Source organism: Massilibacillus massiliensis (assembly GCF_900086705.1).
GTDB classification, from domain to species: Bacteria; Bacillota; Negativicutes; order FLKF01; family FLKF01; genus Massilibacillus; species Massilibacillus massiliensis.
In genome coordinates this window covers 608,341-627,263 of record NZ_LT575483.1, presented here as the reverse complement: position 1 = coordinate 627,263, position 18,923 = coordinate 608,341, and the positions used below count along the sequence as shown (strand labels likewise).

At 34.4% G+C, this 18,923-nt stretch carries 18 protein-coding genes, 1 tRNA gene and 1 riboswitch; of the genes, 14 read left to right on the top strand and 5 right to left on the bottom strand.

Translation table 11 applies throughout. The features are described from left to right. The first annotated feature begins 125 nt into the window (after positions 1-125). From BN6559_RS03360 to brnQ, 4 genes are all read left to right on the top strand, one after another. Positions 126-1,385: an Nramp family divalent metal transporter gene (locus BN6559_RS03360; protein ID WP_110953431.1), complete on the top strand. Its 1,260-nt coding sequence runs from the start codon at positions 126-128 to the stop codon at positions 1,383-1,385. 115 nt (positions 1,386-1,500) lie between these two features. After that, positions 1,501-1,710: a hypothetical protein gene (locus BN6559_RS03355; RefSeq protein WP_110953430.1), complete on the top strand. Its 210-nt coding sequence runs from the start codon at positions 1,501-1,503 to the stop codon at positions 1,708-1,710. Positions 1,711-1,925: 215 nt separating this feature from the next. Then, positions 1,926-2,264, top strand: coding sequence for a hypothetical protein (locus BN6559_RS03350; RefSeq protein WP_110953429.1), 339 nt, complete (start codon positions 1,926-1,928; stop codon positions 2,262-2,264). 283 nt (positions 2,265-2,547) lie between these two features. Continuing rightward, positions 2,548-3,906, top strand: a complete 1,359-nt coding sequence (brnQ, locus tag BN6559_RS03345; protein WP_110953428.1) for a branched-chain amino acid transport system II carrier protein — start codon at positions 2,548-2,550, stop codon at positions 3,904-3,906. A 61-nt stretch (positions 3,907-3,967) separates the two neighbouring features. Here the strand turns inward: brnQ and BN6559_RS03340 are convergent, their stop codons facing one another. The 4 genes from BN6559_RS03340 to BN6559_RS03325 all read right to left on the bottom strand — a co-directional run bounded on the left by BN6559_RS03340 (position 3,968) and on the right by BN6559_RS03325 (position 8,878). Then, positions 3,968-5,164 (bottom strand): PucR family transcriptional regulator, encoded by a 1,197-nt coding sequence (locus BN6559_RS03340; RefSeq protein WP_110953427.1) that lies wholly within the window; start codon positions 5,162-5,164, stop codon positions 3,968-3,970. Between the two features lie 27 nt (positions 5,165-5,191). Then, positions 5,192-6,430 carry a PucR family transcriptional regulator gene (locus BN6559_RS03335; RefSeq protein ID WP_110953426.1) on the bottom strand — a complete coding sequence of 413 codons (1,239 nt, stop codon included), beginning with the start codon at positions 6,428-6,430 and terminating at the stop codon, positions 5,192-5,194. Between the two features lie 85 nt (positions 6,431-6,515). Further along, a complete protein-coding gene (locus BN6559_RS03330; protein ID WP_110953425.1) occupies positions 6,516-8,240 on the bottom strand; it encodes an FAD-dependent oxidoreductase in 1,725 nt (574 codons plus the stop codon). 458 nt (positions 8,241-8,698) lie between these two features. After that, entirely contained in the window at positions 8,699-8,878 is a 180-nt protein-coding gene (locus tag BN6559_RS03325; protein ID WP_110953424.1) for a hypothetical protein, read from the bottom strand. An 87-nt stretch (positions 8,879-8,965) separates the two neighbouring features. Beyond that, positions 8,966-9,050: riboswitch (cyclic di-GMP riboswitch) on the bottom strand. A gap of 569 nt (positions 9,051-9,619) precedes the next feature. On the opposite strand from BN6559_RS03325, the gene BN6559_RS03320 reads away from it, so the two are divergent. Further along, on the top strand, positions 9,620-10,000 hold the full coding sequence (locus tag BN6559_RS03320) for a flagellar protein (RefSeq protein WP_110953423.1): 381 nt from the start codon (positions 9,620-9,622) through the stop codon (positions 9,998-10,000). Positions 10,001-10,195: 195 nt separating this feature from the next. Here the strand turns inward: BN6559_RS03320 and BN6559_RS03315 are convergent, their stop codons facing one another. After that, positions 10,196-10,831, bottom strand: coding sequence for a LysE family translocator (locus BN6559_RS03315; protein WP_110953422.1), 636 nt, complete (start codon positions 10,829-10,831; stop codon positions 10,196-10,198). 257 nt (positions 10,832-11,088) lie between these two features. On the opposite strand from BN6559_RS03315, the gene BN6559_RS03310 reads away from it, so the two are divergent. The 9 genes from BN6559_RS03310 to BN6559_RS03270 all read left to right on the top strand — a co-directional run bounded on the left by BN6559_RS03310 (position 11,089) and on the right by BN6559_RS03270 (position 18,726). Beyond that, positions 11,089-11,859, top strand: a complete 771-nt coding sequence (locus BN6559_RS03310) for a MurR/RpiR family transcriptional regulator (protein WP_110953421.1) — start codon at positions 11,089-11,091, stop codon at positions 11,857-11,859. 125 nt (positions 11,860-11,984) lie between these two features. Next, the gene (locus BN6559_RS03305; RefSeq protein ID WP_199883712.1) at positions 11,985-13,367 is read left to right on the top strand and encodes a 6-phospho-beta-glucosidase; all 1,383 of its coding nucleotides are present in this window, start codon (positions 11,985-11,987) and stop codon (positions 13,365-13,367) included. Between the two features lie 294 nt (positions 13,368-13,661). After that, complete coding sequence (locus BN6559_RS03300; RefSeq protein WP_110953419.1) at positions 13,662-14,258, top strand: TetR/AcrR family transcriptional regulator; 597 nt, start codon at positions 13,662-13,664, stop codon at positions 14,256-14,258. 25 nt (positions 14,259-14,283) lie between these two features. Next, entirely contained in the window at positions 14,284-16,002 is a 1,719-nt protein-coding gene (locus tag BN6559_RS03295) for a methyl-accepting chemotaxis protein (RefSeq protein ID WP_199883711.1), read from the top strand. Positions 16,003-16,177: 175 nt separating this feature from the next. After that, positions 16,178-16,612 (top strand): Fur family transcriptional regulator, encoded by a 435-nt coding sequence (locus BN6559_RS03290; protein ID WP_110953417.1) that lies wholly within the window; start codon positions 16,178-16,180, stop codon positions 16,610-16,612. A 15-nt stretch (positions 16,613-16,627) separates the two neighbouring features. After that, positions 16,628-17,419, top strand: coding sequence for a metal ABC transporter ATP-binding protein (locus BN6559_RS03285; protein ID WP_110953416.1), 792 nt, complete (start codon positions 16,628-16,630; stop codon positions 17,417-17,419). Next, on the top strand, positions 17,419-18,267 hold the full coding sequence (locus tag BN6559_RS03280; protein WP_199883710.1) for a metal ABC transporter permease: 849 nt from the start codon (positions 17,419-17,421) through the stop codon (positions 18,265-18,267). The genes BN6559_RS03285 and BN6559_RS03280 overlap by 1 nt, the downstream gene beginning before the upstream one ends. A gap of 60 nt (positions 18,268-18,327) precedes the next feature. Continuing rightward, on the top strand, positions 18,328-18,576 hold the full coding sequence (locus BN6559_RS03275; RefSeq protein WP_110953415.1) for a hypothetical protein: 249 nt from the start codon (positions 18,328-18,330) through the stop codon (positions 18,574-18,576). A gap of 67 nt (positions 18,577-18,643) precedes the next feature. Next, positions 18,644-18,726: transfer RNA gene (locus BN6559_RS03270), tRNA-Leu, on the top strand. Positions 18,727-18,923 lie beyond the last annotated feature (197 nt).

Here is an 18,923-nt window from a genome sequence, read left to right as displayed (position 1 = left end):
ATTATATAGTTTGCTTGATATTAATATAATTCAATACGGATTGAATATCTACAATTATAAGCGTATTAGGTAATTAGTCCTAGTAAGAAATTTTGTAAATTTATATAGTTAAAGGAGTGAGTTTTATGAAAAATACAGTAAATCAATACTTTAGAATAACGCATAAGACGAGTGAAAAAGCTCGTAATTTTCTTAAATATATTGGCCCAGGTCTGCTTATTACAGTTGGCTTTATTGATCCTGGGAATTGGGCATCCAATATGGCGGCTGGTGCTGAATATGGGTATCAGCTTTTATGGATGGTTACTTTGTCTACGATCATGCTCATTATATTACAGCACAATGTCGCTCATTTGGGAATTGTTACCGGATTGTGTTTATCTGAGGCGGCTACAATCTATTTGAAACCTTGGATTTCACGGAGTTTTCTATTTTCAGCAATTGCTGCAGCTGTGGCGACTGCTTTGGCTGAAATCTTGGGTGGAGCGATTGCGATTTCTATATTATTTCACATTCCAATTAAAATAGCCTATATCATAACGGCGATTATTTGTGGTTGGCTGTTGTGGTCAAACTCTTATAAAAAATTAGAAAAAGTAATTATTGGCTTTGTATCATTGGTCGGTATATCCTTTTTAGTTGAACTAAGTCTGGTTCAGGTTGATTGGCAGCAAGCTGCAATTGGATGGGTTGTTCCGGCATTGCCGGAAGGTTCTTTACCTGTCGTTATGAGTGTATTAGGAGCTGTAGTTATGCCACATAACTTATTTCTGCATTCGGAAATTATTCAGAGTCGGCAATGGAATTTAGAAGACGAATCGATCATTAACAAGCAGCTAAAATATGAGTTTTTAGATACTTTATTATCGATGGGAATTGGCTGGGCAATCAATAGTGCCATGATCTTGATTGCTGCGACGGTTTTTTTCAGTAATCATATTGTTGTTGAAGAATTGCAGCAAGCACAAGAGATGCTGAAACCGCTACTAGGTGATGGCGCTTCTCTAATTTTTGCAGCAGGATTGCTTTTTGCTGGCATTGCATCGACAACTACAGCTGGTATGGCAGGTGGAAGTATTTTTGCTGGCTTGTTTAAAGAAGCTTATAATATAAAAGACCATCATTCATGGAATGGAGTTTTTCTTACGTATGGATTGGCTTTAATTATTCTATTTTTTATTGAGGATCAATTTAAAGGGCTGGTTTATTCACAAATTGCATTGAGTATGCAATTGCCATGGACAATTGCTTTGCAAATTTATCTTACCTCATCGAAGAATGTGATGGGCAAGTATGCAAATACTAAGTTTCAAAAATGTATTTTATGTAGTATTGGAGGTATTGTAACTATATTAAATGTAATGTTATTAATCAATATGTTGTAAAAATAATAGGAGTTGGAAAAAATACTGAAAATTGAACTCCTTTGTGGTAAAATAATAACTAAGCTTTTAAATAATATAAATCGTTATTAAATTGACAAGAGGAGAGCGTGTACATATGATTGAAAGATTTTATGAAAAATTAGATACTGATAGGAATTTACAGGCCTATGTGATGAAAACGATAGAATCGGCAAGAAATGAAGAACACAAGATTGAAATTATTATTGACTGTGCTAAGAACGCAGGTGTAGAGGTACAAGTTGAAGAATTTTATGGTTATGTGAGAGCTGGAAAAGAAAAGATAACACAAGGTCAATATGCATAAAAAAGAACTGATTAGTGATACACTAATCAGTTCTTTTTTATGATTTTATATGATAGCAAAATAAAATACGTATTTTCAAAGCAAATTCTAAGATTATTTAACTATACTTTGATTAAAGAAAAGCAAGGGAAATATTACAAATTAAAATTTGATGATTCGGTATGAATGAAAGACGAAAACTTTGCTTTAATAATACATAAGAGGTGGAATTTGCGATGAAGAATTTAGGTAAGAAAATCACGGTCTTGGCGATGGTGGGCATTATGCAAGTAGGGTTTGGCGCGGCAGTGATAGAGGCATCTCCATTACATAATAATCATTCTCATAAACTTTACAAGGGTGATCATCGTCCAGATCATCGTGACCGTCATGCTGAGCATGATGAGCGGATGAAAAAAGAAAATGATCGCCATGAACGTGAAATGAAACGACGTCATAATGAAGATGAGAGAGAATGGCGTGAAAGGCAAGAACGAGAAAAGCAAAAACACGAGGACAATTTACGAGAAATTGGTGCTTTATTAATTGGTATTGCAATCGGGGCAAATAGTTAAAAATATATTTTGAACATGGAATGCTGCTTAGTACATTGTATTAAGCAGCATTTTTACATTGTCTAATTTTTTTGTTTAGGGATGTTATAGAGAAATGTACAATATCGGAAGGCTCTCCCAATAGAATTCAGTAATAAATAGGTAGACGAAAAACATTGTATTTGAGTGTGAAATATTCACTTTTGTTGATAAATACAGATAAACATTATATAATCAAATAGTTTGAAAAGTTATATTTTAAACAAAGGTTTTATATAATCAAATTTTTAGCTAGAGGTATTTTATGGACAAAAAATTGACGTTATCATCGTATGTACTTATTGGTTCTATGTTATTTGGGTTATTTTTTGGTGCTGGAAATTTAATTTTTCCTGTACATATGGGGCAAGCGGCTGGCAGTAATGTTGTGCCTGCTACGATTGGATTTCTTGTGACTGGTATTGGACTGCCTTTTTTAGGTGTTGTAGCAATCGGTATATCTAAAAGTGATGGATTATTTGGCTTAGCCAGCCGTGTTCATCCAGTATTCGCATATAGTATGACCGTCTTGTTATATTTGACAATCGGCCCATTTTTTGCCTTGCCGCGCACAGGGACAGTTTCTTATGAAATTGGTTTAGCTCCATATATTGCAGCAGAGTATCAAATGTTTGGGTTAGCTGTTTTTACGATTTTATTTTTCCTTATCGCACTCATTTTTTCATTAAAACCGAGTAAAATTTTAACTTGGGTTGGTAAGATTCTAAATCCGTTGTTTTTGTTATTTTTGGCTTTTTTAATTGGGATGAGTTTTTTGAATCCGATGGGGACTGTTTCGGGAGCTGAAATTCAGGGAATGTACGTTGCTGAACCATTTTTCAAAGGATTTACAGAAGGGTATAATACAATGGATGCGCTGGCATCGCTTGCTTTTGGTATAATTGTTGTTCAGACAATTAAAGATTTGGGCGTGCAAAGTCCACGAAATATCGCAATGGGAACGATAAAAGCTGGGATTGTTAGCGTTGTTCTAATGGGGATTATTTATAGTTGTTTGGCGTATATTGGTGCTACGAGCATTAGCCAATATCAAGCATCAGCAAATGGTGGGATTGCATTGGCACAGATTGCGAAATACTATTTTGGTTCAGCTGGAAGTATTTTATTGGCTATTATTGTGACACTCGCCTGTTTAAAAACGGCGATTGGCCTAATTACTGCATGTTCAGAAACATTCCAAAAAATATTTCCTGGTTTGATGGAGTATCGGGCTTATGTGATTTTATTTACGATCGTATCTTGTATAATTGCAAATGCTGGCCTGACGCAAATTATCGTCTTGTCAATTCCTGCCCTCATGTTCTTGTATCCATTAGCAATTATGTTGATTGTACTTACCTTTTTATCACCGTTGTTTCAACATCGTCAAATTGTATATAGAACAACTACAGTTTGTACGTTATTTGTCAGTATTGCGGATGCTTTTAATGCAATGCCCAATTTTATTAAGGAGGAATCTGGGGTTCAAATCTTTCTGAATTTCTATCAAACTTTTTTACCTTTTTTTGATATCGGAATGGGCTGGGTAATTCCAATGTTCGTAGGTTTGTCTATAGGATGGATAATTGGAATATTTCAAAAAAATTCAGCAAGAAGTTACTAACCTTATATAAATACAATCATAAAAGCTCCTGCTGTTAAGCAGGAGCTTTTATATAGTTTCATTATTTTTCGATAAAACCTATTTTATTTAATACATCCCAAATTTTTAATGCAGCAAATACATTACCGCGAGTTTTCCCCGTTGATAAATCTAACAGAAGTAGTTTTTCGATTTTATCATAACGATAATGAATTGTATTCACATGAACGAACATGAGTTTAGACGTCTGTGTCCAATTCAAGTCATTATTTAATAAAATACGAAGTGTATCAACTAGTTGCATTTTTGTTGTTCGATCATACTCAATAATTGGATTTAAGGTTTTTAAGGCGTAGTCTTTCAAGGTGAGAATGTCTTGTGAAAAGATCATGCTAAAAACTCCAAGATTATGAAAGGCTTGCAGTGTACTTGTTTTCTTCATGAGTTGGGGGAATGCCAATGCTATTTTTGCTTCAATATAAGATTTATGAAGATCTGTTAGTAAATAGAATTGTCCTAATCCACAAGAGATTTGTAGTTTTAATTTTTCCTCCGACTTTGTTCTCCAGTCATCAAGTGCCTTTTCTATGCACATACATGCGGATTGTTGACTTTTTACAGAAATCATCTGTTCAGCTGGGATAATTACGACAATTGCATCATTCCAAAGTATCGGTGGAAAAATTTTTATCGAATCAATTCTAGTACAAGTTTCAAAAAGAGATTTTGTAAATTCCCCTAAATTAATTGTAAGACTATCTGCTACAATTAAAAATATGCTATACTGTTGATCTGTTTTTAAATCTATATTATTAAGTCCGATGATATCATGAATTGTTGCGCTGCTTTTTATCAATGTTTCTACAAAATTTTTTTCAAATTGTTTCGTATGTTGCTGGGCACGATATTGTATATCCATAAATGTTTTCAATGCCAATTTCAATAGCTGAATTTTTTCAACAAATAATAAAATATCTTCTTGGTTAACATTGTTTAAGGCAATAATAAATTTTTGTTTTTGTTTGCTCAATTGATAAAAAAGCAAATGATCTCTTTTACGATAATAGTATTCTGTTTCGCTTATTGGAGGCAATTTTGAAAGTAAAATTTTAAAGCGATTGCAATCGATGTTTGGTGAAGCATAAAAAATTTCCCCATAATGATTGCCCATAACAATCTCTTTTTTAGTTATTTTCTCGAAATCATATCCAACACTAGAGATCCCTTCATTTAGTAATTTATCTAATATTCCAATTTCATCAATCGAGTTATTTTTCATTGTATTCACCTCAACGTCGCATGTTGTTTAATTTAAAAGAGTATCTTCCAGATTACCAATGGAACCAACATAGTCATCATCTATTATTTCTAATAAGTTTAATACATCCCATAATTTTAAAGTCACAAATAGATCAAATTTTGATTCTGCAGTATTGAGTTTTGTCTGCAATATTTTTTCAATGCGTTCCACTCGATAATAGATTGTATTGACATGAACTTTGCAATTTGCGGCAGTTTCTTTCCAATTAAAACCATTCGAAGTTAAGATTTGTAATGTACTTAAAAGATTAGATTGCTTTTGATTATCATAGTCAAGAATAGGCCCTAATTTGTGTAATACATAGTTTTTGGTTATATTTATGTCCTGAGAGAAGATATGGCGAAAAATACCTAAATCACAAAAGCGTTGCACATAGCCCGACTGATTCGAGTGATAATTAAAAAGAAGTGCAATTTGTGCTTCTTTATAGCTTTTATAAAGCTCACACAAGGGATATACTTGCCCAATACCAATAGATATTTTTATATTAAATTTTTGCTCGGCTGATTTACGGAAAGTTTCTGAAACTCTCACTTCAGGCCATTCTTCTAAGATTTCAAACGTATCACTGGTGTATAAAGCGGGGATGATATGCACTAAATTATTTTGCCAATAAATTGCGCGCATGGATGGCAATTTATTTTTTTCTGTATATTCTGCAAGATGGTCAATTACATCATGTATTCTTAAGAAACTATTCATTTTATCTAAATGGATTAATTGAATAACGTAAGGCTTATCGCTATTTAAATTGAAATGACCAAAGGGGAGAAAGTCATTAAAGTTTTGAATCTTTTTGACAAAGAGAATTTCCATTAGATCGTTCTCAATTTTTGAGAAATTTGCCTGACTCTCGGACATTGTATTTAAACAAAATAATAAGGACAGTTTTGTATTTTTCAATAAATCTTGTATAGCATTAATTTCTTCTTTTGTAACTGAATTGATCACAATAAATAAATAAAAATCGTGTTTACCAACTTTGTATATTAACCTTTTATTATCTGATTGGTAAAATGTATTTTTAGTCAAATTTTCATTTGTTGGGCAGGAAAGAGATATCGTATCTTCAGCAAATGCATTTGGCCTATAGTGGTATTTACCCCAGTGATCAATTATAAAAAATTGTTTCTTTAGATGTTTTTTTAGATAAATCGTGATGGCGGTCAATCCTTGTTCAGTCGTTTTTTCAAGAAGAAATAGACTTTGAGACATGTTTTTCATAGAAATTCATCCTTTACACAAAAATACCTCTATGAATTTTAATAGAGGTATTTTATATGTTATATTGAAATGTTCAGATCTAGAATTAATTCTCTTTTAAAACGTTTTTCCCTGCTAAATAACCAAAAGTGTATGCACGACCATGGCTATTTCCCATTACAGTTACGCAATAGTCGTTCGCATAAAAACTGCCAGAAGTATTGCCAGCGGCATAAAGACCGGGGATAATTTTTTTATTTTTATCGAGTACTTGCATGGATTCATTAATTTTGAGACCGCCTAATGTAACAAGTAGTGCAATAGAAATGTGTGCTGCATAAAATGGAGGTTGTTCAATCGTTGTCATACAGTCTTGTCGTTTATAAAAATCTTCATCAAATCCTTTTTTTGCAAGCGCATTATATCGGGTTATGGATGCTTTTAATTTGTCAGCCGGGATGTTCATTTTTTGTGCCAATTCCTCAAGTGTATTGGCTGACTTTACAACTTCATCTTTAATAAGTTGTTCAAGGCGTTTTGGATCATGATATACACTTTTTAATGATTTGCAAGCGGTTTGATGGAAGGTAGGAGCTTCTTTTGGCCATTTTGAATCCCAAACATTCCACTTGGTGTATTCAGGTTCCTGCCGAACTGAATTGCTAATATAAGCATAGGGCAAATCCTCGTTGCCGTAACGATCACCTTCGATATTTAAACCTAACCAGGGTTGACGCATAACAGAATCTGCTAAGCCTGGTGCATCTACCATCCCAAAGTCAAAATACATAGGTGCGTGTGGAGCTTCATCCATAGCAGCACCTATCCACATCCCCATTTTTTGTCCATCACCAGTATTGGCTTTGCTAGGATATAAATTAATTTTGACACTTTCACTGCTTGGAATATAATATTGTAGCATTTCAGTATCATTTCCGTAATCACCGGCACATAATATAATTCCCTTTTTTCCTCGATATTGTATGTATTTGCCATCTTTGTTTTTAGCAATTACGGCGGTTACTTTTCCTGTATTGTTATTTTCTCTAACGAGTTGTACTGCTGGTGTATTAAAGTGAATTTCAACGCCTTTTTTTTCCGCGGAAGATTGCAGTGTCCAAGCCATTGCAATTACCGGCTTACCACCAATCATACCTTTTGGCGCTTTTTGTATGGCTTCTTCTGTTGGCTCAAGAACAAATGTCATAGATGGCATGGTAGGCAAAGTTGCACCTTCGGCTACCATTTCATCACGTTGCCAAATATGTTGTATTTTACACCCTGATTGCAGTGCCATGTTCAATAACCAATCATTGACTTTTCCGCTTTCATTGACCCACTTCATGACAACACGCTGATTATTTTTATAACCAGCGTAACGCATCATTTCACGTGTTATCATTACGGGGTCTATGGTACAACCAGATTCTTTTTGCACTTTTGAATTGACGGCACCATAGTCGTAACCGCGGAAATTGACATTTGCCGTTTTTTCTAAGACGATTACTTTTGCGCCATCTTCTGCTGCTGAATTAGCTGCGCAGAGGCCTGCCATTCCAGCGCCAACAATAATAACATCTGCTTCAAGTACGGAGGCTATTTCATTATCCTTAATCAATGCAGGTGCTTTCATAAAGCTTGGGGCATTTAGATCTACAGAATTCTTCCCCACGTTTGCCGCTTGGCTATCTTTTTTTCGACCCTTGCCGCAGCCCGTTATAATAAAGCCTGATCCGACCACACCCGCAACGGCTAGTGCACTGCTTTTTAAGAAATTGCGGCGAGACAATCCTGTTCCTTTTTTCTCTGTTTCATCATTTGTTGTAGACATTTTGAAGACCTCCTGAAATATGTTGTTAAGTTTAACCTGCTGTTTATAAATTTGTCGTTTGATATGAAATATCATAGCATTCTGATGTTTTTCAGTCATCTTATGTTCCTACGGAATAATCAAACAATTTGTTGTATAGAATACCAATACAATACTGCTTTTTGTAAAAGCACTGTGGGGTATAACTCCTAATAACTTGTAATATGAGAAATAAAAGCTTACCTATTGTAATTTAAACAGCACAAAAACAGATATAATTCATTGGAGGTTTTTCTAGTGATGAATAAATTTTAATTATTGTAAAATAATTATTTAAAAATACATTAGCTGTGGAGAAGTTAGCGTGATAAAGAGATCAGTAAGATTGGAATAAGAACGCTGTCGTTTGGGTCTTAACTTTAGAAAGTAAAACAAGGGAAGTTGATTTAAATACATAATTTAAATCAACTTCCCTTGTTTTATTTTCTTTCTATAAATCCATATTTGCTATGGAAAGATTTAATTTCACTATGATTTATACTTTTTTGAAAAAAGCTTTTTGGTGGGTGTGTCAATGCGTAAAGTCTGCGAATCGTCCAGTAAAGAGCGATTACTCCGAAAATAGAAACGATTAGAAATTCCATGAATTCTTCTGACATGTAATGTACTCCTTTTCATTACTTTTTAGCAAACTAAATAACGCCAATCTAATGGGGGACTGGCGTTATTTACGATTTACAAATAAAATCGGCAACTTGGCAGTCCTAGATATTTATCCTTAGACCCATAGCTTTGCGTCCTTATCTTTCAATAAGTTTGCGAAATTATCATTTTGTCAATTATTGTCCGTTTTTATAGAAAATTATACCAACTTGTTTAAGTTTATATTTAAAAGATTAAAATGTCAAGAGAATCAGGACTATTGTCCTAATGTAAAAATGCACATGAAATACTATTATAAAATATGAAAAATAGTATAGTATTTATATATTTTATAAAGTTTAAATAAATTTAAACTTTGTGATATATTTCCATAAAATCAATTTTAAAAAGTATATAGGTAATTTGTTTTGTGAATTTTATAGATACAAATGTTAAAGCATGTATGATACAGATGTGTCGTTAAATTATTGCAGGAATTAAAGCGATTGATAAATGTAACATTGTTGTGGTCGAATAAATATAGTATTGATTACAAATGAAGAGTAAATTACAAGCATAATAGTGTAGTATAATATAAATATTTAATTTTCTGATAGTTTTTGTCTATTCCTTATATAAACTTGGCAGGAACTTTACTCTTTATGGGGAAATGTAAGATAATTATATAGATAATTTTAAATTTCAGTAAAGCAAAGATAAATGGTATTACATTGTGATTAAAGGATGGTAGAGAAGGCATGGAAATCGGCAGTTGTCCTGAGTGTGGTAAGGTGTTTATAAAAGATTCTGGTAGAATTTGTCCAGAGTGTATGAAAAAAGAAGAAGAATATGAACGACTTATTGCTGAATATGTAAGAACACATCGGCGGTGCACTGTAGAAGAAATACATGAGGTTACAGGAATAAAAATAGCTGTTATTTACCGAATGATTGAAAATGGACGTATTCAGGAATGCGGAAATATATATTATCCTTGTGAACAGTGTAAAAAAATTATCAACAAAGGGCGTTTATGTAAAACGTGTATGAAATCTTTTCTGGATCAAGTAAAAGAATTGAAATGCAAAAATGGAAATCAAGCGGTGCGGATGTATAGTAAAATTGATGAAATAGAATGATCGTTTATTTATAAAGATATGAGTTTGCATCAAATTTGATCAGCCATAAAAGTTTACAAGAATGAAATTACAAGAATGCGCTTCACGTTTTCAAAACTAATGAAGTTGGGAATTTTTCTAGCTAAGTAGGGTATATACGAAAAAAAATGGTAGACTTACAGAATGTCAGTGTAAGTCTACCATTTTAATTCATCGTTATTTTTTATCTAAAGCGAGTTTTAGACCAAAAGAAATGAGCAATATACCTGTGGTTTTTTGCATTCTGCTTTTGAAAATCGGATTGTCAAAGTATTTTCGAATATATCCAAGTGCATAAGCTAGGAAGATGAACCAGGCAAGTGCTAGTATCATTAAAATTACTCCAAGTGTAAAGAGTTGTGGCATAACTGGTTCTGATTGAATTACAAATTGTGGCAGAAATGTAAGATAGAAAAGAATTGTTTTGGGATTAAGGACATTACATAAAATACCTTGCAATAGAAATCCACGTAAATTTTTATTTTCAGCTGGTTGCGTATTTATAATAACATCCTTATCAGACGTAGCTTGAATAGCCGATGTTCTAAATGACATAATTCCAAGGTAGAATAAGTAGGCTGCTCCAATATATTTAACCATGTCAAATAAAAAAGCAGATTTTGCAATGATGGCTGATAAGCCTAATATTGCTGCCGTTGTATGAAAAATGCATCCAATGGCTATCCCACATGCAGTTATTTGTCCTGCTTTACGTCCATTTGCTAATGTTGTTTTCATAATCAGCGCACAGTCAACGCCGTGCATTATAATAAACGCCATAGTTACCAAACAATAAAAAATTAGATTATCCATCGTGTACCCCCTAGTGTGATTAATGGCAATATTTTTATAATACTAACATATAGACGATAAGAAAATCAACGGAATTTTAACTTATACTAGGTGAAAAAGTTAAGCAAGAAAATGCCTATTGTTGTTTGCAGTAAATATCTAAGTGTGTCTAGATAATATTGAAAGATAACTTAAAAATCTTACTATAATAATTTAATGATAGACTGAGATCTGCTACAGTTTGTTATGTATTCTTATGAATTAGGAGAGTGCCCACCATGCGTTTGTTTTCAAAAATTGTTTTAGGTCAATTTAGTGAATTAGATTATGAGGTTTATCATTTTATCTTAAAAAATAGCGATAAAATACCTTATATGACAATTAGAGAAGTTGCAAATGAAGCACATGTTTCAACTACTACGATTACTAGGTTCTGTAAGAAAGTAAATTGTGATGGATTCTCTGAGTTTAAAGTGCGGTATAAGTTAGAAACAGAGAGGATAGGAGAGCAGCAAGATCACTATGATTCTTCAATTGTTTTAGATTTTTTGCAACGTGCCAGTGCGGAATTATTTCAAAAACAGCTTGACCAAATAGCAGATATTATAGCGTCGAAAAAACATGTGATTTTTCTTGGTTTGGGGAATTCCGGTATTATTGCTGAATATGCTGCACGTTATTTTTGTAATATTGGAATTTTTTCTACAGGTGTTAATAATCCATTTTTCCCGATCAATCTAGAAGTTCCGAATGAAACAGTTATTATCACATTATCTGTTGAGGGCGAAGTTGATACGTTAATTAAAAATTATGAGATATTAAAAAAAAGTAAAGCTGTTGTAGTGGCGGTTACAAATAGTAAAGATAGTACTTTGGCAAAAATGTCAGATTATAATATCTCATATTATATACAAAGAGAGCTAGCACATAAGAGTTCATGGGCAAAGGTAGATATAACTTCACAGATTCCTGCAATTTATATCATTGAATCTTTAGCGAAATTGTCTATATTGAAAAAGAAAAATATAAAAGTTCCATCAGTAGATTAAAAAACACGTTGTTTTCCAAGTGAAACATGTACCTAAACAATCCTTTTTGTGACTATACATGTGATAAATATTTCAATCACTTATCGTTTGAAATATAATATGGTCATAGAAAGAGAGGGATGGATATGAAGAAAAGTTTGAAGATTGTGACGATTGGCGGTGGATCAAGCTATACTCCTGAATTGATAGAAGGTTTTATAAAAAGAAAAGATGAGCTGCCGATTGCAGAGTTATGGTTAGTTGATATTGAAGAGGGAAAAGAAAAATTAGCTATTGTAGGTGCTCTGGCGAGACGGATGGTTAGGGCAGCCGGTTTAGATTGGAAAATTTATTTAACCTTAGATCGCTGTGAGGCGTTAAAAGATGCAGATTTTGTTTCTACGCAATTTCGGGTAGGTTTATTGGATGCACGTATTAAAGATGAGCGAATTCCCCTGTCACATGGTATGATTGGACAAGAAACGAATGGTGCAGGAGGCATATTTAAGGCTTTTCGGACAATTCCTGTCATATTAGATATTGTAGAAGATATGAAGAAGTTATGTCCAAATGCATGGTTGGTTAATTTCACAAATCCATCTGGGATGATTACAGAAGCAGTGATGCGTTACGGACATTGGCAGAAAGTAGTAGGGCTATGCAATGTACCTATTCTGTGCAGTAAAATTGCGGCTGGAGCATTAGGAGAAAAAGAAGAAAATTTATTTTTCCGGTTTGGTGGGTTAAACCATTTTCATTGGCATCGTGTATGGGATAAAGCAGGGAAAGAAAAGACCAAAGAAGTGCTTGAGACTGCATATACCTCTCCAGACGGGTTGGCAAAGGCAATAGAAAAAATAAAGAATTCTGTTGGAGATTCGGGTCAAAATTCTGGTGTTCAAAATATTCCCAATATAGGATTCTTACCGGAGCAAATTCGCAATTTAGGTATCATTCCTTGCATGTATCATCGATATTACTATATTACAGATGATATGCTAAAAGAAGAATTAGAAGCGTTTAACAAAGGTGAAACTAGAGCAGAAGTGGTAAAACGTACAGAAGCGGAGTTATTTGAACTTTACAAAGATCCTAGTTTAAGTATAAAACCACCACAATTGGCGCAACGAGGTGGCGCATATTATTCCGACGCAGCCTGTGAATTAATCGTATCTATATATAATGATAAACGCAGCCAAATGGTAGTAAGTACAAAAAATAATGGTGCTATTTCAGATTTGCCGGATGATGTAGTTGTCGAAGTGAGTTCTATCATTACCTCGAATGGCCCAGTCCCGCTTTCGTGGGGCACATTTGATGCGGCAAGCAGAGGGCTGTTACAACAAATGAAAGCAATGGAGCTTACGACTATTCAAGCGGCGGTATCTGGAGATTATGGTACTGCATTACAGGCTTTCACAATCAATCCGCTTGTTCCAAGCGGAAGAGCAGCACAAGCGCTGTTGGATGAAATGTTGGCAGCGCATAAGAGATATTTACCTCAATTTAAGGAAAAAATTTCAGTATAAGCTATTTTAATTTTTAAATTATTTTGGCTAAAAGAATAAAGGACAATGGGGCTGCTGGATTAGAAAAATGACAGCGATCCCATTGTCCTTTATTTGTATTGTTTGTATTTACGAATTTTATAGGTTAATTTTATTTAATAACACAATATATTTATTGATAATTATTTTTAATAAATATATTATGTTATTAAATAAAAGGTATTATAATATGAACAAATGAAAAAAAAGTTCAATTGCTCAAATTAGCAAAAAGATAGGGATGACAACGTTGGACGGGAGGAGTTAAAATGGGATATGAGAGGTAGAAAATTAAGAATTCTAGAGGCTTTTGCAACTATTGTTGCAAAACATGGTATCAACAAGACTACAATGCGTGATGTAGCCGAGCAAACAGGCTATAGCATCGGAACTATTTATAATGAATTTGTTAATAAAGAAGCATTAATTGATGGATTATTTGATCAGAAAAAATTAGAGATAGAAACATGTTTGCGTGATTTGTCTGATACATGCCAGGCATCAGGAGAGATGCGTCTGCGCCGCTTTATACTTGGCTATATCAAGGCATTTAATCAGAGAATACGAGAGGATGTTGCTTTTGCTGAACTTGTAAAAGAAGCGTGCTATTTTCGATATATTGGTTTGAAAACTATGGATTTCAATCAATTTGTACAAAGTAAACTATTAATCATTATTGAAGATATTTTAAATTCAGGCGTGGAGGAACGCGTTTTCCGGGTCGCTCATATTTCACGTACTGCTAAATTAGTACTAAATGCATTTACGGTGTATTTATTACCTTCCTTAATTTTAGAAAAAGAATTTATACATATTTACGAGGAGTCTGAATGTATGTTGGAATTTATTCTTAAGGCTCTTTCTGCAAAATAAAAATTTTAGTATGGAGAGATTACATATGATACAATTACGCAATATAAAAACATCTTGGAAAATTACAATTCTTATTCTTTTTATGGCCTTTTTTCTAGCATTAGTTGGCTATGTAGGGCATTATGCTGCTGAAACTTTAGCCGATAAAATGGATGACATGTATAAAAATCGTCTGCAGCCAATTCAATGGTTAAATGCCAGCCGTGCTGAAAGTAGAGGGAATGAAGCGTTGACTTTGGCGCTTTTCCTTAGCAAAGATCCGTCGCAGCGACAAACTATATTTCAGACGATTGAGGAGCATAAAAAAATATATATTGGTCATCTTGAAAAATATCAGAAGACGAATCTGGATGCATTTGAGCAGAAAACCATGAACAATATTATGGAAGAAACGAAATTATATCGTATTGAATGGAATAAGGCATTAGATTTGGCGATGAGTGGAAAACAAGAGGAAGGATATACATATTTTAGTCAGAATGCAGCGAGCCATTTAACTACCATTAATAAATTATTGGATGATTTAGCCGAATATCATAATAAGATTGCTGAAGAAGAAAAACGTAAGAGCGAAGAGATTGCGGTATATAATGATCAAATTAGTATGGGGATAACAGTGATTGCGATTATTTTATCAAGTATTTTAGGGTGGAGCATTGCAAGACTTATCATAAGACCATTAAAAGATTTACTAACAGAAGTTCATCTTTTGGCGGCTGGCGAATTGAGAAATAGAAAAGTTCACGAGGTTTATTATCAGGATGAAATAGGGCAATTAACGAAAGATTTTGATCATATGGCAAATCAACTACATGGATTGGTGAAAAATATTTCAGAGGCTTCGAATCAACTGGCTTTATCTTCGAAAGATTTACATGATGGAGCCGAGGAGGCTGCAAAGGTTACTGAACAGGTGACTGTGGCAATTGAGGATGTAGCAAAAGGTGCGCAAAGTCAATCGGGCATGATCGATGAGACTGCAACAAGTGTAGAACATATGGCAGCAGCGATTGCGCATATTTCCGAAAACTCTAATACGGTGGCAGAAGCTGTTTCAAAAACGGTCAATGCTGCAGTGGCGGGTGCAAAATCTGCGGAATCTGTAGCAATGCAAATGAACAGTATTGAAGAAACAGTAGAATCATCAGCCCAAGCGGTTAAAAAACTAGGGGATCGTTCTCAAGAAATAGGAAAAATTATTGACACAATTTCTGGAATTGCTAGTCAAACGAATCTGTTAGCGCTAAATGCGGCAATTGAAGCAGCACGCGCTGGTGAAAATGGCAAAGGCTTTGCTGTTGTGGCGGAAGAAGTTAGAAAATTAGCAGAGCAGTCGAAGGAAGCCGCTGCGCAAATCGGGATGATGATTAGCGATGTACAATCCGAAACTGATAAAGCTGTAACTGCGATGAATCGAGGCAGCCAAGAAGTGAAATTAGGTGCGCAAGTGGTAGAAAGTGCTGGCGAGAATTTTAGGGAGATTACATCATTAGTAAATGATGTTGCTTCACAGAGTATGGAAATTTCATCTTCAATTGAAGAAATGTCAGCAAGTAGTGAGCAGATTGCAATTGCAGTTAAAAATATTGATCAAGTAGGAAAAATGGCGGTTGGAAAAACGCAAACAGTTTCTGCTGCCACAGAAGAGCATTCAGCTTCTGTTGAAGAAATTTTGGCTGCGAGTCAGTCATTGGCAAATACAGCAAAAGCGTTGCATGATGCAGTTGCATTTTTTAAAGTGTAGTTTTTAAATGTGTTGAAATATTACATGGATACGAGGATGTCGCATGAAAATGCGACATCCATTTTAAATTTTGGCAGATCTTTTTATTTGATTTATAAGCGGAATGACTTTCTATATGATTTTGAATATGTTACAATACTAAATACAAATATTACTATCTAGGAGGTTGTTGGTAGTGGAGGCTTTAGTTGCACTTCTTAGGGAAAAAGGATATAAGATAACACCACAGAGGAGAGCTGTGATTGCTGCATTAATGGAAAGTGAAAAATTTCCTACAGCGCAGCAGATATTGGAGATTGTAAAAAAGACGAATCCAGATATGAGTTTGGATACTGTTTATAGAAATTTGGCGCTTTTGGTAGAGTTGAAAGTTGTGTATGAAATTAATACGCAAAACAGTGCAGGGAATGTTTATGAAATTGCAAAATTGCAGCATCAGCACCATCATCATGTCGTGTGTTTGGTTTGTGGAAAGACAGAATGCATAGATCTTTGTCCGGTAAATGAAGCGTATATCGCGGAGGCTGAAAAACGTGGTTTTGAGATTACAGGACATACATTTGAATTTTATGGAAAATGTCATGCATGTAGAAATTTAAGTGATGCGTAAGGAGAGGACGTTTAGGTGTTAAGAAAATTTTTACATCATAACAATGCAAAACAAACGGATGCATGTTGTAAATTATGTTGTACGAAAATTGAGGATTTTAGTGTTAGTTTTGGCAAAACGGAAATTTTTAAAGATGTAAATATTCATATTCATTGTGGAGATCTAACAGCTTTAATTGGGCCGAATGGTGCCGGAAAAAGTACCCTTTTGAAAGCGATTTTAGGTGAAATTCCTCATAAAGGCAGTTTGAAGTATCTTGATGCAAAAGGGATGCATTCAGGTAATCCGGTGATTGGTTATGTGCCGCAGTATTTAAATTTTGATCTGGACACGCCGACAAGTGTAATGGATTTGTTTATGACGTGTTTGACGAATCGTCCGGCATGGCTTTGCAGTGCGAAAAAATTAAAAGCACGGGTAGTGGAAAATTTACAGCGTGTGAAAGCACAGCATTTAATTGATCGCAGGTTAGGGGCTTTATCAGGCGGTGAACTTCAACGAGTTTTACTTGCGTTGGCATTGGATCCATTGCCGGATCTATTATTATTGGATGAACCTGTTTCTGGCGTGGATCAAAATGGATTAGAACTTTTTTATGAAATTGTGTCGGAGCTTCGTCAAAGCCATGATTTAGCAATTATTTTAATTTCGCATGATTTGAATTTAGTAGCAAAGCATGCTGATCGCGTCGTGCTTTTGAATAAAACGGTAGTATGTAATGGAACACCAGAATATGTATTTACTGATCAGCGAACGCGGGAAATTTTTGGAATGCTGATTGATCCAACAGGTAAGGGGGGCAAATAATGCTGGAAAATATTTATGGACTATTGAATTTTTTATTCCCTTATCAATGGATGGATCATACGTTTATGAAGAATGCTTTTTTAGCGATTTTATTGGTAACGCCACTTTTTGGTCTACTTGGGACGATGGTTGTAAGTAATAAGATGGCATTTTTCTCAGATTCTTTGGGACATGGAGCGTTTACGGGAATAGCGATTGGGGTTTTGCTTGGCGGCGTCCAGCCCCTAATTTCGATTGTAGCTTTTTCAATTGTATTTGCGATTTTTATTACGTATATTAAGAATAAGAGCAGCGCTTCTACGGATACAATTATTGGCGTTTTTTCATCTACCGCAATTGCCATAGGCTTGATGATGATGTCTCATGGGGGTGGCTTCGGTAAATTTTCTTCTTACTTAATTGGTGATTTATTGAGTATATCGTCGGATGAATTGGCCGGTTTGCTCATCGTATTTTTGGTGATTATTGTCGTTTGGATGATGTTGTTTAATAAATTATTAATCATTAGTATTAATACATCGCTTGCTGCGAGTCGTGGTATTCATACATCCTTAGTTGAAATGGTATTTGCCTCATTATTGGCTGTAGTGGTTGCAATCAGCATTCAGTGGGTAGGTCTTTTGATTATTAATTCGATGTTGGTTTTGCCAGCGGCTGCAGCGCGCAATATCGCCAATAATGTAAAACAATATCATATTCTTTCGGTTATGTTTTCATTAGGGTCAGGAATTGTTGGTTTGATTGCATCATATTACTGCAATACGGCAACAGGTGCAACTGTGGTTCTAGTTGCAGCAAGTTTATTTTTTATTACTTTATGTTTAAAGCATCATACAATTCATTCATAAAAGCATATAATAAAACATTGATAGTTTTTTAGGCTTGTGATGTATGATGAGGTGAGTATATTGCTAGAGCGAGAGGATTTAGAAACTTTAGCGGAAGTATTGATATATATGGACTTATTGAGTTCTGTATTGACGTTTATCATTTTCTATGAAAGGAAAGGTTTTAATTTTCTGGATAATGAAGCGGTCATTCAAGAAAAACAAGCCCTTCAAGCTGAAAATAAGATAATGCATGAGCGGATGGATGCGTTGGAAGACAAGTTAAATACAATAGAAGAATTGTTAAAACAAATTTTATATCAAAATTAAAAAAAATTGACAATATCCTTTTCGTATGATAGACTATATTAGTGAGTTAACGGTAACGTTGATTTATGCGGGTGTGGCGGAATTGGCAGACGCACCAGACTTAGGATCTGGCGGGTAACCGTGGGGGTTCAAGTCCCTTCACCCGCACCACTTAGAATATTTGCTCCTATGATGAAATCATAGGAGTTTTTTTATAATTAAAATATTTTGCAGGATAATTTATCTAGTTGGCGAATTTGTTGTAGAAAATAAAATATCATTGAAGTTGAATGTGTTGGCAATGTGGCCTGTTATGATGATGAAAAATCATTATGACAGGTCTTTTCTTTTTCCTATTTGAGGCGGGG